This window comes from Staphylococcus equorum (assembly GCF_029531845.1).
Taxonomy (GTDB): Bacteria; Bacillota; Bacilli; order Staphylococcales; family Staphylococcaceae; genus Staphylococcus; species Staphylococcus equorum_C.
Genome location: NZ_JAMBPV010000002.1, coordinates 370,739 through 385,192, shown reverse-complemented (window position 1 = coordinate 385,192; position 14,454 = coordinate 370,739). Strand labels below are relative to the sequence as shown.

Genomic DNA, 14,454 nt, shown 5'->3' with positions numbered 1-14,454 from the left:
TACATGAAAATAGTCGTACAAAGAGTGAAGGAAGCTTCGGTTTCTAATGAAAATATAGAGAATAAAATAAAAAAAGGTTTTTGCCTATTTGTTGGTGTTGGTAAAACATCTACAGAGGCTGACATTTTAGCATTAGCTAAAAAAATTGTGAATGCACGGTTATTTGAAGATATCGATGGAAAGTTAAACTTAAATATTCAACAAGTTGAAGGTGATATCTTATCTATTTCACAATTCACCTTGTATGCAGATGTTAGAAAGGGTAACAGACCAGGCTTTTCTCATTCTATGCCTCCAGAACAGGCAAACGCATATTATGAAATGTTTAATCAAGCATTACGTTCTTATGGAATAAATGTGTTAACAGGTGAATTTGGTACAGATATGTTAGTGAATATTGCTAATGATGGGCCTGTAACAGTGATTTATGAAAGTCAGGATGGCAAAATAGTATGAAAAAACTCGATACTTGGTTAGAAAAACATAATCTCAGAAATATCCCCACATTTATTGTCGTAGTAGCATTTATCATTTTTATTATTATGATTATTGCTTTCTTAAATCATAATGATGAAAACAGTAGTACGATTTATATTACTGAAGATGCAGAATTAAGAACAGGTCCTAGCGCTGTTTATCCAGAAATTAATTCTATCGAAAAAGGGCAAAGTTTCCATAAAATTGGCAAATCTGGTAAGTGGATTGAAGTAGAATCCGGTAATAATGAAAAAGGTTGGGTGGCAGGTTGGCATACGAATTTAAATATTCAAGCAGATGCTAACAAGAATGCTAAACCTTTGAAAGATAAGATAATAGTACTTGATCCTGGTCACGGTGGACGTGATCAGGGGGCATCAAGTAATACAAAAAAACATAGTAAAGAGAAAGTATATACTTTAAAAACCGCTCAAGAGCTTAAAGCACTTTTAGAAAAAGAAGGTGCAACGGTGAATATGACACGTAGTTCAGATGAATATGTCAGTCTTAGCGATAGAAACATTAAAGGTGATGCTTATATTAGTTTACATAATGATTCATTAAAGTCAGCTAAAGCAAATGGTAGTACCGTTTATTGGTATAAAAAAAACCAAAAAGCATTAGCAGAGACATTGAGTGCGAGCTTACAAAAAAAAGCATTACTAACAAATAAAGGCGCACGACAAGAAAACTTCCAAGTATTGAGACAAACAGATGTACCAGCAGTATTATTAGAGTTAGGTTATATTAGTAATCCTACAGATGAAGATATGATTAAGGACCAATTACATCGACATATTGTAGAAAAAGCAGTTGTTGATGGGCTACGTGCATACTTTTCAGAATAAAAAGGTTGCATATTAGTCATAAACTCGTTATTATTAAGTATGAATTCTATATTAAAACCGCTATAATTCTTGAAAATTCTAAACGAAATGGTAACATTTAAACAATGCGAAGAGACATAATTCCTGGCTGAAAAATTATGCTTAGTAATTTAGAAATTTAACACAAGAAAAGGTGCTTTGAAAAATAAAGCCGTGTAACGAACGTTATTCGTATGAAGTGGGTTATAAATTTAAATATTTATAACCAATTAGGGTGGCAACACGGAAATTCGTCCCTTGTATGACTATTAGTCATGCAAGGGTTTTTTTATTGCTTAAAAGGAGAGGTTCTATGATAAATATACCTAGAGGGACTCAAGATATTTTACCAGAAGAAACAAAGAAATGGCGTTATATTGAAGCGAAATTAGATCAACTCATGGAGTTGTATAATTACGAAGAAATTCGTACACCAATTTTTGAAAGTACTGAATTGTTTGCACGTGGTGTAGGTGGTTCAACGGATGTTGTTCAAAAAGAAATGTATACCTTTAAAGATAAAGGTGACCGAAATATTACGTTGCGTCCAGAAGGTACAGCAGCAGTTGTACGTTCATATATAGAAAATAAAATGCAAGGTATTCCGAACCAACCTATTAAATTATATTATAACGGGCCAATGTTCCGTTATGAACGAAAACAAAAAGGTAGATATCGTCAATTCACGCAGTTTGGTGTAGAAGCTATTGGTGCTGAAAATCCAGGCGTAGACGCAGAAGTACTAGCTATGGCAATGCATATTTATCAGTCATTTGGGTTGAAACACTTAAAACTTGTGATTAATAGTATTGGTGATATAAATTCTCGTAAAGAATATAATGACGCACTTGTGAATCATTTCGAACCTGTAATCGAGCATTTTTGTAGTGATTGTCAATCCCGTTTACACACAAATCCAATGAGGATTTTAGATTGTAAAATCGATAAAGACAAAGAAGAAATAAAAACAGCTCCAAGTATTACGGAATTTTTAAATGAATCATCAAAAGCTTATTATTCAGAAGTAAAACAACATTTAGATGATTTAGGTATTCCATACGTAGAAGATCCGAATTTAGTTAGAGGTTTAGATTATTATACACATACTGCTTTTGAATTAATGATGGATAACCCTAACTATGATGGTGCGATAACTACATTATGTGGTGGCGGACGATATAATGGTTTATTAGAATTATTAGATGGACCAAGCCAAACTGGTATAGGGTTTGCATTGAGCATTGAAAGATTGTTACTCGCATTAGAGGAAGAACAAATTGAACTTAATGCTGACCATGATTTTGATTTATTTATTGTAACAATGGGCGATAAAGCGGATCGTTATGCTGTAAAGCTATTAAATGATTTACGTAAAAATGGTGTGAAGGCAGATAAAGATTATTTACAACGTAAAGTTAAGGGCCAAATGAAGCAAGCAGATAGATTAAATGCGAAATATACAATTGTTGTTGGTGAGCAAGAGTTAGAAGAAAATAAAATTAATGTGAAGAATATGGAATCAGGTGAAACTGAAACTATTAAATTAGATGAAATGGTTAATTATTTCAAAAATTAAGGAGAAGATATTATGAGTAAGCGTACAACTTATTGTGGTTTAGTAACTGAATCGTTATTAGACCAAGAAGTAACATTAAAAGGTTGGGTACACAACCGTAGAGACTTAGGTGGCTTAATTTTTGTTGATTTACGTGACCGTGAAGGTTATGTTCAAATCGTATTTAACCCAGATTTTTCAGCAGAAGCATTACAAATTGCAGAAACTGTTAGATCAGAATATGTGGTAGAAGTTAAAGGGCTCGTTAAACAACGTGATCCTCAAACTGTAAACCCAAAAATTGAAACTGGGCAAGTTGAAGTACAAGTTTCAGACATTCAAATTATCAACAAATCTGAGACTCCTCCATTTGCTTTGAATGAAGAAAACCAAAATGTAGATGAAAATATCAGATTAAAATATAGATACCTTGATTTACGACGTCAAGAGCTAGCACAAACATTTAAAATGAGACACCAAACAACACGTTCTATCAGACAATACTTAGACCAAGAAGGTTTTTATGATATAGAAACACCTGTATTAAATAAATCTACGCCAGAAGGTGCACGTGACTATTTAGTACCATCGCGTGTGCACGGTGGTGAATTTTATGCTTTACCTCAGTCACCACAAATATTTAAACAATTATTAATGATCAGTGGTTTTGACAAATACTATCAAATTGTTAAATGTTTCCGTGATGAAGATTTACGAGCTGACCGTCAACCAGAATTCACACAAGTGGATATTGAAATGAGTTTCGTAGACCAAGAAGATGTGATGGATATGGGCGAAGAAATGTTACAAAATGTTGTTAAAGATGTGAAAGACATTGAAGTACCACGTCCATTCCCAAGAATGACATATAATGAAGCTATGGGGCGTTACGGTTCAGATAAACCTGATACACGTTTTGGCATGGAATTAATCGATGTTTCAGAACTTGGCGAAGTTATGGACTTTAAAGTATTCAAAGATGCTATCAATAAAGGCGGTCAAGTTAAAGCAATTGTTGCTGAAGGCGCTTCTGATAAATATACAAGAAAAGACATAGATGCTTTAACTGAATTTGTAAACATCTATGGTGCTAAAGGCTTAGCGTGGGTAAAAGTTGTAGATGATGGTTTAAATGGACCAATCGCTAAATTCTTCGAAAATGATCACGTTGAAAAGTTACAGTCACTAACTGGAGCGAAAGCAGGAGACTTAGTATTATTCGTTGCAGATAAACCAAGTGTTGTTGCACAAAGTTTAGGCGCTTTACGCCTTAAACTTGCTAAAGAATTAAATATGATAGATGAAACAAAATTGAATTTCTTATGGGTTACAGATTGGCCATTGCTTGAATATGATGAAGATGTTAAACGCTATACTGCAGCGCATCACCCATTCACTTCACCAAAACAAGAAGATATTGAAAAATTAAGTACTGAGCCTGAGAATGTTCAAGCTAATGCATATGATATTGTTTTAAACGGTTATGAACTGGGTGGGGGTTCTATCAGAATCCATGATGCTGATTTACAAGCCAAAATGTTCGAAGTTTTAGGTTTCACAGACGAACAAGCAAAAGAACAATTTGGTTTCTTACTAGATGCGTTTAAATATGGTGCACCACCGCATGGCGGTATCGCATTAGGATTAGACCGTTTAGTTATGTTATTAACTAATCGCACAAACTTACGTGATACAATTGCCTTTCCTAAAACTGCATCTGCGACATGTCTATTAACAGATGCACCAAGTGAAGTGTCAGAAAATCAATTAGAAGAACTTTCATTACGTATTCGACATTAATTATTGTAAGAAGTAATAATTCTTGCTAATTTGTGATTATGTGTTATGATGTTCACATAAGATAGTCATCTGAAGTGTTCGTAAGTTTGCTTCATATTTGGGCCTAACACTCTTTGATCCGGGAGCCCAATGGGTTTTCTTGCAGCGCACACGCCTCATTAGGAGGACTTGCAAAACAAGAAACAGGGCACCCACCTGTTTTAAGCAGGCCGAATGATCAAGCACTTTATAACTACGGCACTAACGGACTCTATCGTACGCAAGACTTCGGTCTTGCGTATTTTTTTGCTGAAATTTAAGATATGAATGTTATTAATTCAAATAATGTAAGATGTATAATGCATTTTGTAAATATAAATATATGTTAATGTTATAATAGTTTTGTTATGGCATATTATTAATAATAAGGAGTATTTAGATGAGACATCAATTTTCTAGAAATGAATTAGCCTATGGACAAGAAGGCTTAGAATTATTAAAAGAAAAGACAGTTGTTGTGCTTGGTGTAGGTGGCGTTGGTTCATTTGCCGCTGAAGCTTTAGCACGTACAAATATTGGTCATATCATTCTTATTGATAAAGATGATGTTGATATCACCAACGTCAATCGTCAATTGCATGCGCTTACTACTACGATTGGTCAGAGTAAAGTAACTTTGATGGAAGAACGTATTAAATTAATTAATCCTGATTGTAAAGTGACATCATTGCATATGTTTTATACAGAAGAGACTTATGAAGCATTGTTCAGTGAGTATGATATTGATTATTTTGTAGATGCAAGTGATACAATCATTTATAAAGTACACTTAATGAAGGAATGTTTAGATAGAGGCATTTCAGTGATTTCAAGTATGGGTGCTGCCAATAAAATTGATCCAACACGTTTTGAAGTTGCAGATATTTCTAAAACACATACAGATCCTATGGCTAAAATTATAAGACGTAAATTAAAAAAATTAGGCATTCATAAAGGGGTTCCTGTTGTATTTTCAGATGAAAGTCCGATTGTAATTAGAGAAGATGTTAAAGATACGGTGGGGGATGCTAATGCACCAACGAGAAAAGGTCAAATGCCCCCATCTTCAAATGCTTTTGTACCGAGTGTAGTTGGATTAATCAGTGCGGGTTATGTAATCAACGATATTCTAAAAAATATTCCCGTTACTCGTATTAAAGACAAAAAATAAAAGTGATATAAATGCACTACGCTTTGAAAGTAAATGCTAATTCAGCAATAATTATTTTAAAAAGGTAGCTTCCAGTTTTTGGGAGCTACCTTTTATTGATTATACTGAGTCATATTTCAGATTTATTTCTTGTTTTGTGAGCGATTAATATTATCATAAACAGATTTAAACTGCTGTTCACTTTTAGAGGTTGCTTTAGGTTCATAATAAATTTTATTTTTAAGTTTATCAGGTAAATATTGTTGTGCAACGAATCCGCTGTCATAACTATGCGGATATTTATATCCGATTGCACGACCCAATTCTTTAGCACCTGCATAATGACCATCCTTTAAATGGTCTGGAATCTGACCGACATGACCCTTACGTATATCTGATAGGGCAGCATCAATAGCTGAAATACCTGAGTTAGATTTAGGTGATAAACAAAGTTCAATTACAGCTTGACTCAAAGGAATTCTAGCTTCAGGGAAACCTAAACGTTCAGCTGACTCTATTGCTGCTAATGTCCGTTGACCAGCTGCTGGTGACGCTAATCCGACATCTTCAAAACTAATCACTAACAAACGTCGAACGATAGTTGGTAAATCACCAGCTTCAATTAAGCGTGCTAGATAATGTAATGCAGCATTGACATCGCTACCTCTAATTGATTTTTGAAAAGCACTCATCACATCATAGTGCATGTCACCATCTTTATCACTTACAAAAGCACCTTTTTGCAAACAATCCTTCGCATCTTCTAGTGTGATATGTCTATTATCATCAGTAACTTTAGAACTTAATACAGCCAATTCCAAAGCATTGAGAGCGCTTCTTACGTCACCTTGACTTTGTGTGGTAAAGTAAGTCATTGCTTCATCATCAACAATTGGATTGTAAGTAGCGAGGCCACGTTCAGCATCATTAATTGCTCTGTCTAATGACACTCTGACATCATCGTCATCTAATGGATATAATTCGAAAATTTGAGCTCTCGAACGTATAGCAGGATTAATTGCATGATAAGGATTAGATGTTGTCGCGCCAATTAAAACAATTTTTCCATTTTCTAAGTGTGGCAGTAAAAAATCTTGTTTAGCTTTATCTAAACGATGTATTTCATCTAATAGTAGAATTACTTGTCCAGACATTTTAGCTTCTTCAACAATTAGCTGCATATCTTTTTTTGTATTTGTTACAGCATTGAGCTGTCGAAATTTAAATTGCGTACTGCCAGATATCGCTTTTGCAATACTTGTTTTACCTATACCAGGTGGGCCAAAGAATATCATTGAAGATAATCTTTTCGTTTCAACCATTCTTCTAATAATCCCTTTTGGACCTACTAAATGTTTTTGAGAAATAATTTCATCTATGTTATTCGGACGCATTCTTGATGCAAGTGGTTCGTTCGTCACAATCTGTCACACCTTTCTAATTCTATATTAACGTAAAAAATGATAGAATGTTAATATATAGTATTCGAATTAAGTGAGGTAATATAATGAAAATTTCAACAAAAGGAAGATATGGGTTAACATTAATGATTTCCCTAGCTAAAAAACAAGGTCAAGGATGCGTATCATTAAAATCTATAGCAGAAGAAAATAATTTAAGTGATCTATATCTAGAGCAATTAGTCGGTCCTTTACGGAATGCTGGGTTAATTCGAAGTGTTCGTGGTGCAAAAGGCGGTTACCAATTAAGAGTGCCAGCGGAAGAAATAACAGCTGGTGATATTATACGTTTATTAGAAGGTCCAATTACGTTTGTAGAAAGTATTGAATCAGAGCCACCTGCACAAAAAGAACTTTGGATTAGAATGAGAGATGCTGTAAGAGAAGTACTTGATAATACAACTTTACAATATTTAGCTGATTTTAAAGAGACTGATGATTTAGACGGTTACATGTTTTATATTTAAAATGAAATATAATTTATAATTTTATAGTTCAAAACGATTTCTTTTAATGAAAATATTGGATTTATTTTCTTTATCATGTTTAGACACAATAATTAGTGGTATTTAATTTATATACATTGCTAAGGAGGTAATTTACATGGCAGATGAAAATAAATTCGAACAAGCAAAAGGTAATGTAAAAGAAACAGTCGGTAATGTAACTGACAATAAAGATTTAGAAAGCGAAGGCAAGGAAGATAAAACTTCTGGTAAAGCTAAAGAATTCGTAGAAAATGCAAAAGATAAAGCGAATGACGCTATTGATAAATTTAAAAAATAAGTGAAGTTTTAATTAACTTTCAAAGGAGTAATTACTATGGCTGAAAATTTCTTAGACAAAGCAAAAAACACTGCAAAAACTGTATCTGAAAAGTTAAAAGGTTCTGACAATGAAAAAGCACAACAAGCTTCAGAACAAATTGATAAATTCACTGGTGGCAGTGACGATAAAAAAGATGAAGACAAAAAAGACGAAAAATAATTTTTGTTTAAATTTTAAATAAACCATTTTGTAAAATACTTAAAATCCCAATCTACAACTATGTAGATTGGGATTTTAACATTTCATTAGCTTGAAATTTACAACGTATCTATTACATTTTTTAATTTACGGTAAGAATCAAGTTGAGCTTCTTGATCATAAATATAACTGATAGCCATTAATTCATCAATGTCACCATGTTCATCTATAAATGCTTTAATTTTATTTTTTACAGTTTCTTCTGAGCCGATAAGAGATGAGCGCATACGTTGTTGCGCAACTTCAAATTCAGTAGGCGTTAAAATGCCTTTTAAATCATCAGTAGGTGGTTGAAGTGGTTGCATTCTACCTCTAGTTATACTGACCATAACTTGTGCTTGGGTCGTTGATAAGTATTCAGCTTGTTCATCATTATCAGCAACAATGGCATTTAAACAAACGATGACATAAGGTTTGCTAAGTGCGTCGGAAGGTTCAAATAAATCTTTATATATATCAATCGCATCTTTCATTTGTTGTGGTGCAAAATGGCCAGCAAATACATAAGGAAGTCCTTTTCGTGCTGCTAAATGAGCAGAGTCAGTAGATGAACCTAGGATATAAAGTGGTACATGTTTATCTACTGCAGGGTAAGCACGAACATATGCTTGTTGGTTACCTGGACCAAAATATTTAGCGAGTTGTTCAACTTCTTCCGGGAATTCATAAACGCCATTATGTTGATCTCTGCGTAATGCACTTGCTGTCATCATATCAGTACCAGGAGCACGTCCTAAACCTAAATCTACACGTTCTGGAAATATCGTTTCCATCGTACCAAACTGCTCGGCAACTACTAATGGTGCGTGATTTGGTAGCATAATACCTCCCGATCCCACTCGGATTTTAGATGTATGCTCTAAGGTATGTTGGATTAATAAAGCAGTTGCAGAACTTACTAAATTTGGTGCATTGTGATGTTCTGCAATCCAATATCGCTCATAATCCAACGTTTCCAAATTTTGAGCTAATTTAACCATATCTTTAATCGCAGATTGATCATCTTCTCCTTCTCGAATAGGTACAAGATTAAGCGCTGATAATTTTAAATTGTACATGTTTATTGTTGTCCTCCTTAGTGATTGTTATTATATTGAAGTATAACAGTCGTTATAAAACTTGCGTAAGAAACTGCTCATTGTTATAATGAATGAAATTAAAACGTTAGGTGGCTTAATTAAGGCGATGAAGACATTGGATAAATATCAAGAGAACAAATTAATACAATTACATTTAAAAGAAAAAGTTACAGGATACGTCCATGTCGTAAATAATATGAGCTATTATTAAGTAACCACATATATTGATTGCAGTATATATTTATGGCATTTCATATCCTTGGAAGCGAGGAAATTGATATGTCTTTTTATTATGTTCAAAAACCATTTGAAAAATATGGTAAAATGCTGATAAATTACGTGAATATAAGTGTTGAAACGGGAGAACACGTAGCGCTCGTGGGTGATAATGGTGTAGGGAAAACGACTTTATTGAATGAAATATACTTAAAATATAGAGATAATGCATACCTTATGCAACAAGATATGACAGACTATTATAATGAAACTGGAATGGAATTCATTTTATCTTTATTTCCAGAAATATTAAAATTAAAAAAAGAAATAACGTATAACTATGAAAAAATAGTTGATTATATAGCTTATAATGGTTATGAATTAGAGCAAAAAATTATAACACAGGCAAATTTTTTTAATTTAACTGAAACTGATTTAGACAAACAAATAGGTCTTTTAAGCGGGGGGCAACAAACACGCGTCGCATTATTACGTTCAATTATTTCAGAAAAAGATTTAGTTCTATTAGATGAACCAACAAATCATCTTGATCAAATTATGCTTAATGATTTGATTATTCACATGAATAAATCAAAGCATACGATGATTTATGTATCTCATCACCGTGGCTTCATTAATGCAACTGCTAGTCATATCATAGAGATAAACCGAACACATACAAGGAAATTTACCGGTAATTATAACCAGTACAAAGAAATTATAGATTTAGAGTTCCAAACACAAGCGAATGCTTATGAAAAACAACAGCAGGAAGTTAAAAAACTTGAGGATACTATCCAAAGAGTTAAAGAGTGGCACGCTGCTTCTAAGCAAACAACGAGTGTCCGCGATCCCTCTATGCAAAAGCGATTGAGTAAATTAGCACAAAAATCAAAAGTAAAAGAATCACAATTAAATCAAAAATTAAACGAAAAAAATATCGAAGAACCCGAAAAAGATAATAGAAAGTTTCATTTTGAACAGCATAAAAACATGCGTAAACGTTATTTATTGAGGTTAGAAGATTTCAGTATTTCAATAAATGATCTTTGTATTTATAATCAAGCGAATTTCGAAATTAAGAATAATGAAAACATTTTACTTACTGGACCCAATGGCAGTGGAAAATCACTATTAATCAGCTTGATTAGACAAAAAATAAAACCTGATCAAGGCTTTATCCATATTACACCTTCACTTAAAATAGGTTATTTCAATCAACAAAATGATAATTTAACGTACCGAGAAACACCTTTAAATATGTTGTTAGCTCTAGAAGGAATGACACGTAGTCATGCCCAAACGATTTTAGCTTCATTTGGTTTTGACCAAGAGAAAATTAGTGTACCCATTGCTTATTTATCAATGGGAGAGAAAAGTAGGTTACAGTTTGTAATATTATTTTTCTCAAGTCCAAATTTATTGATTTTAGATGAACCGACAAATTATTTCGATATCGCAACACAGGACTTGATTATGAATATGATTCATAGTTTTAGTGGTCAAGTGTTCATAGTCACACATGACCAGTACTTACAATCACAATTCACAGCGACACATTGGGAAGTATCCAATAAACAACTTCATAATTTAACGCTCAATCAATATCGTAAGTCAAATACCGATGATACTTTGAAATTATTAGATGATTACAAAACAATTGATGAAAGTGGACATTTTGAAACAGACAACTAGAAAATTTGATTAGTTGGTGCTATCATTGGAACATTGATAAAATTGTTAGGAGTGTCAAACATGGAAGTATATGCAGATTATGCTGCAACAACACCAGTCAAACAAGCAGTTATAGATAAAATGATGGATGTTTATAGCGTTCATTATGGTAATCCATCTTCTGTTCATAGTATGGGTAGAGATGCAAGAAAGTATCTCGATGAGTCGCGTAGAACTGTAGCGAAGATATTTAAGGCTAAGCCAAGTGAAGTCATATTCACGAGTGGCGCTACTGAATCTAATAATACTGCAATAAAAGGTATTGCGTACGAACATCAACATAAAGGTAAACACATCATTACATCTAAAATTGAACATCACTCCGTACTCCATGTATTTGAACAACTCGAAAAAGAAGGCTTTGAAGTGACATATTTAGATGTGGATCATGAAGGCTTAATACAACTAGACCAATTAAAAGCAGCACTCACGGACGAAACAATTTTAGTGTCAATCATGTTTGTTAATAACGAAATAGGCACAGTTGAACCTATGTATGAGATTGACGACATCATAGCTGAATCTAACGCTTTGTTTCATGTTGATGCAGTCCAAGCGATAGGACATCTTGAAATAGATTTTCATGAATTTAATATAGATGTCATGAGTATCACTGCACATAAATTTGGAGGCCCCAAAGGTGTAGGTGCGTTATTAATTAAAAATGAAACAATATTGCAATTTCCACAATTAGGTGGAGAACAAGAAGCAAAACGAAGAGCAGGTACAGAAAATCTCCCGCAAATTGTAGGATTAGCTGAAGCTTTGACTTTAGCTAACAATCATATAAACGATAATAATGTTCATTTAATGAATTTGAAAAATCAATTTCTCGTTACATTACAAGAGCGATCTGTTCCATTTGAATTGAATGGTTCTATGACTGATTCGACAGGGCATATCGTTAATTTATATTTGCCTTTCGTTGATGTAGAAACAATGCTTACTTTATTGGATTTATCTAATATATATGTCTCGTCCGGCTCTGCATGTACAGCAGGTACAACGACACCATCGCACGTTTTAGTAGCAATGTATGGTAATGAAGAACGCGCAAAACATTCTGTAAGATTTAGCTTTAATGAACAAACCACTGAGCAAGAGATTAAATATATAACTGCGGAAATACACAAAATTCATCACAAATTTAAGGAGGAAATATAGTTGTCAAATCAAGATACACGTGTGGTAGTCGGTATGTCAGGTGGCGTAGACAGTTCTGTAACGGCACACATATTAAAAGAACAAGGTTACGATGTCATAGGCATATTCATGAAAAACTGGGACGATACTGATGAGAATGGAGTTTGTACGGCTACAGAAGATTATAACGATGTAATCGCCGTATGCAACCAAATCGGTATACCTTATTATGCTGTTAATTTCGAAAAAGAATATTGGGATAAAGTGTTTACTTATTTCTTAGATGAATATAAAAAAGGACGCACGCCTAATCCAGATGTAATGTGTAATAAAGAAATTAAATTTAAAGCTTTCTTAGAGCATGCATTAAAACTTGGAGCAGATTATGTTGCAACAGGTCATTACGCACGCGTACGACGTCATGAAGATGGTCATGTCGAAATGTTACGTGGGGTCGATAATAATAAAGACCAAACTTATTTCTTAAATCAATTATCGCAAGATCAATTATCTCGCGTTATGTTTCCAATAGGTGATATTGAAAAGTCAGAAGTACGTCGCATTGCTGAAGAACAAAATTTAGCTACTGCTAAAAAGAAAGATTCTACAGGTATTTGTTTTATAGGAGAACGTAATTTCAAAGAATTTCTATCTCAATATCTACCAGCTCAATCTGGTGATATGGTTACATTAGCAGGGGATAAAATTGGCACACACGCAGGATTAATGTACTATACAATTGGTCAACGCCACGGCCTTGGTATTGGTGGGGATGGAGACCCATGGTTTGTAGTTGGTAAAAACTTAGATGACAATGTGTTATATGTAGAACAAGGTTTCCACCATGATGCATTATACAGTGACTATTTAATCGCTTCTGATATTTCATTTGTGAATACAGTTGATTTAGAAGAAGGTTTTGAATGTACTGCTAAATTTAGATATCGTCAAAAAGATACTAAAGTATTTGTTAAAAAAGAAAATGACAATGCAATTCGCGTTTCATTTGCTGAACCAGTTCGTGCAATCACACCTGGTCAATCTGTCGTACTTTACGATGGTGATGTTTGCTTAGGCGGCGCTACAATTGATGATGTCTTCAAAGAATCAGGTCAGTTAAGTTACGTCGTATAATAATACATTTTACTTAGAAATCGTTAGTAAGCTATATATTATAGTAACTAACGATTTCTTTTTCTAAAATATGATTTCAAAAAGACAAGCAAATGTTATAATAAATAGTCAGAAATGAGGGTTTAAATTGGATCAAGAACAAATATATAAATTAATTAAACAAGGTAATATTGAAGAAGCATTAACAGCATTATTTGCAAATATTGAAGAAAATCCTAAAGAAGTTGAAAATTACATAAACGCAGGTATTTTAATTGCTGAAGCGGGTGAAGTTGAGAAGGCTGAAAAGTTTTTTCAAAAAGCGATAACACTCGATCCGGAAAATGGGGCGATTTATTATAATTTAGGCAATGTATATTATAATGAAGGACGATTCAGTGAAGCAATCAAACTATATCAGCAAGCTTTAAAATACAAGGTAGATTTAGTAGATACCAATTATATGATTGGTATGTCATTTAATCAACTAGAGGCATTTAAAGAGGCGTTACCATTCTTAATGACTGCTGCAGAACAAGATGAGCGTAATGATGTAGAAGTTCAATTTCAATATGGTCTGGTATTATGTCATTTAGAAATGTTTGAACAAGCAATCACTCAATTGAACCATGTATTAACATTAGATAAGAAGCACTCAGATGCTTTATATAATCTAGGTTTAGCAACTTATATGCAAACTGAAGATACAACGCAAGCCATTCAAATTTTTGAACGTGCGGTAGAGGCTAATCCAGAACATGTGATGAGTCAACACGCAATCAAAACTTTTAAAACTATAGCAGAGGAGGAATAACTA

At 33.4% G+C, this 14,454-nt stretch carries 15 protein-coding genes and 1 other RNA gene; 14 read left to right on the top strand and 2 right to left on the bottom strand.

Going from position 1 to position 14,454, the window contains the following annotated elements:
* The first annotated feature begins 3 nt into the window (after nucleotides 1-3).
* The 6 genes from dtd to M4L39_RS04160 all read left to right on the top strand — a co-directional run bounded on the left by dtd (nucleotide 4) and on the right by M4L39_RS04160 (nucleotide 5,887).
* Entirely contained in the window at nucleotides 4-456 is a 453-nt protein-coding gene (gene dtd / locus M4L39_RS04185) for a D-aminoacyl-tRNA deacylase (RefSeq protein ID WP_277580892.1), read from the top strand.
* Nucleotides 453-1,325 carry an N-acetylmuramoyl-L-alanine amidase gene (locus M4L39_RS04180; protein ID WP_277580891.1) on the top strand — a complete coding sequence of 291 codons (873 nt, stop codon included), beginning with the start codon at nucleotides 453-455 and terminating at the stop codon, nucleotides 1,323-1,325. The genes dtd and M4L39_RS04180 overlap by 4 nt, the downstream gene beginning before the upstream one ends.
* Before the next feature lie 331 nt (nucleotides 1,326-1,656).
* Nucleotides 1,657-2,919, top strand: coding sequence for a histidine--tRNA ligase (gene hisS / locus M4L39_RS04175; RefSeq protein ID WP_277580890.1), 1,263 nt, complete (start codon nucleotides 1,657-1,659; stop codon nucleotides 2,917-2,919).
* A 12-nt stretch (nucleotides 2,920-2,931) separates the two neighbouring features.
* Entirely contained in the window at nucleotides 2,932-4,698 is a 1,767-nt protein-coding gene (gene aspS / locus M4L39_RS04170; protein ID WP_277580889.1) for an aspartate--tRNA ligase, read from the top strand.
* 63 nt (nucleotides 4,699-4,761) lie between these two features.
* Nucleotides 4,762-4,952: non-coding RNA, 6S RNA (ssrS, locus tag M4L39_RS04165), on the top strand.
* A 164-nt stretch (nucleotides 4,953-5,116) separates the two neighbouring features.
* On the top strand, nucleotides 5,117-5,887 hold the full coding sequence (locus M4L39_RS04160; protein WP_277580888.1) for a tRNA threonylcarbamoyladenosine dehydratase: 771 nt from the start codon (nucleotides 5,117-5,119) through the stop codon (nucleotides 5,885-5,887).
* 122 nt (nucleotides 5,888-6,009) lie between these two features.
* On the opposite strand, the gene M4L39_RS04155 is transcribed toward M4L39_RS04160, so the two are convergent.
* Complete coding sequence (locus M4L39_RS04155; protein ID WP_277580887.1) at nucleotides 6,010-7,287, bottom strand: replication-associated recombination protein A; 1,278 nt, start codon at nucleotides 7,285-7,287, stop codon at nucleotides 6,010-6,012.
* 86 nt (nucleotides 7,288-7,373) lie between these two features.
* Between M4L39_RS04155 and cymR the strand changes: the two genes are divergently transcribed.
* The 3 genes from cymR to M4L39_RS04140 all read left to right on the top strand — a co-directional run bounded on the left by cymR (nucleotide 7,374) and on the right by M4L39_RS04140 (nucleotide 8,313).
* The gene (gene cymR / locus M4L39_RS04150; RefSeq protein WP_002507427.1) at nucleotides 7,374-7,793 is read left to right on the top strand and encodes a cysteine metabolism transcriptional regulator CymR; all 420 of its coding nucleotides are present in this window, start codon (nucleotides 7,374-7,376) and stop codon (nucleotides 7,791-7,793) included.
* Between the two features lie 136 nt (nucleotides 7,794-7,929).
* A complete protein-coding gene (locus M4L39_RS04145) occupies nucleotides 7,930-8,112 on the top strand; it encodes a CsbD family protein (RefSeq protein WP_277580886.1) in 183 nt (60 codons plus the stop codon).
* A 36-nt stretch (nucleotides 8,113-8,148) separates the two neighbouring features.
* Nucleotides 8,149-8,313, top strand: a complete 165-nt coding sequence (locus M4L39_RS04140; RefSeq protein ID WP_277580885.1) for a hypothetical protein — start codon at nucleotides 8,149-8,151, stop codon at nucleotides 8,311-8,313.
* A gap of 98 nt (nucleotides 8,314-8,411) precedes the next feature.
* Here M4L39_RS04140 and M4L39_RS04135 read toward each other — a convergent pair whose 3' ends face one another.
* Nucleotides 8,412-9,410 (bottom strand): LLM class flavin-dependent oxidoreductase, encoded by a 999-nt coding sequence (locus tag M4L39_RS04135; protein WP_277580884.1) that lies wholly within the window; start codon nucleotides 9,408-9,410, stop codon nucleotides 8,412-8,414.
* Between the two features lie 88 nt (nucleotides 9,411-9,498).
* On the opposite strand from M4L39_RS04135, the gene M4L39_RS04130 reads away from it, so the two are divergent.
* The 5 genes from M4L39_RS04130 to M4L39_RS04110 all read left to right on the top strand — a co-directional run bounded on the left by M4L39_RS04130 (nucleotide 9,499) and on the right by M4L39_RS04110 (nucleotide 14,451).
* A complete protein-coding gene (locus tag M4L39_RS04130) occupies nucleotides 9,499-9,642 on the top strand; it encodes a hypothetical protein (RefSeq protein ID WP_277580883.1) in 144 nt (47 codons plus the stop codon).
* A gap of 68 nt (nucleotides 9,643-9,710) precedes the next feature.
* Nucleotides 9,711-11,342, top strand: coding sequence for a Sal family ABC-F type ribosomal protection protein (gene sal / locus M4L39_RS04125; protein WP_277580882.1), 1,632 nt, complete (start codon nucleotides 9,711-9,713; stop codon nucleotides 11,340-11,342).
* Nucleotides 11,343-11,402: 60 nt separating this feature from the next.
* Nucleotides 11,403-12,545, top strand: a complete 1,143-nt coding sequence (locus M4L39_RS04120) for a cysteine desulfurase family protein (protein WP_277580881.1) — start codon at nucleotides 11,403-11,405, stop codon at nucleotides 12,543-12,545.
* Nucleotides 12,546-13,658 carry a tRNA 2-thiouridine(34) synthase MnmA gene (mnmA, locus tag M4L39_RS04115; RefSeq protein ID WP_277580880.1) on the top strand — a complete coding sequence of 371 codons (1,113 nt, stop codon included), beginning with the start codon at nucleotides 12,546-12,548 and terminating at the stop codon, nucleotides 13,656-13,658. It abuts the gene before it with no gap.
* 127 nt (nucleotides 13,659-13,785) lie between these two features.
* Entirely contained in the window at nucleotides 13,786-14,451 is a 666-nt protein-coding gene (locus M4L39_RS04110; RefSeq protein ID WP_277580879.1) for a tetratricopeptide repeat protein, read from the top strand.
* The last annotated feature ends 3 nt before the right edge of the window (nucleotides 14,452-14,454 follow it).

What these genes read in the sequence shown, in the direction of transcription:
- dtd (WP_277580892.1), top strand. Translation starts at nt 4, where the DNA reads ATGAAAATAGTCGTACAAAGAGTGAAGGAAGCTTCGGTTTCTAATGAA.
- M4L39_RS04180 (WP_277580891.1), top strand. Translation starts at nt 453, where the DNA reads ATGAAAAAACTCGATACTTGGTTAGAAAAACATAATCTCAGAAATATC.
- hisS (WP_277580890.1), top strand. Translation starts at nt 1,657, where the DNA reads ATGATAAATATACCTAGAGGGACTCAAGATATTTTACCAGAAGAAACA.
- aspS (WP_277580889.1), top strand. Translation starts at nt 2,932, where the DNA reads ATGAGTAAGCGTACAACTTATTGTGGTTTAGTAACTGAATCGTTATTA.
- M4L39_RS04160 (WP_277580888.1), top strand. Translation starts at nt 5,117, where the DNA reads ATGAGACATCAATTTTCTAGAAATGAATTAGCCTATGGACAAGAAGGC.
- cymR (WP_002507427.1), top strand. Translation starts at nt 7,374, where the DNA reads ATGAAAATTTCAACAAAAGGAAGATATGGGTTAACATTAATGATTTCC.
- M4L39_RS04145 (WP_277580886.1), top strand. Translation starts at nt 7,930, where the DNA reads ATGGCAGATGAAAATAAATTCGAACAAGCAAAAGGTAATGTAAAAGAA.
- M4L39_RS04140 (WP_277580885.1), top strand. Translation starts at nt 8,149, where the DNA reads ATGGCTGAAAATTTCTTAGACAAAGCAAAAAACACTGCAAAAACTGTA.
- M4L39_RS04135 (WP_277580884.1), bottom strand. Translation starts at nt 9,410, where the DNA reads ATGTACAATTTAAAATTATCAGCGCTTAATCTTGTACCTATTCGAGAA.
- M4L39_RS04130 (WP_277580883.1), top strand. Translation starts at nt 9,499, where the DNA reads ATGAATGAAATTAAAACGTTAGGTGGCTTAATTAAGGCGATGAAGACA.
- sal (WP_277580882.1), top strand. Translation starts at nt 9,711, where the DNA reads ATGTCTTTTTATTATGTTCAAAAACCATTTGAAAAATATGGTAAAATG.
- M4L39_RS04120 (WP_277580881.1), top strand. Translation starts at nt 11,403, where the DNA reads ATGGAAGTATATGCAGATTATGCTGCAACAACACCAGTCAAACAAGCA.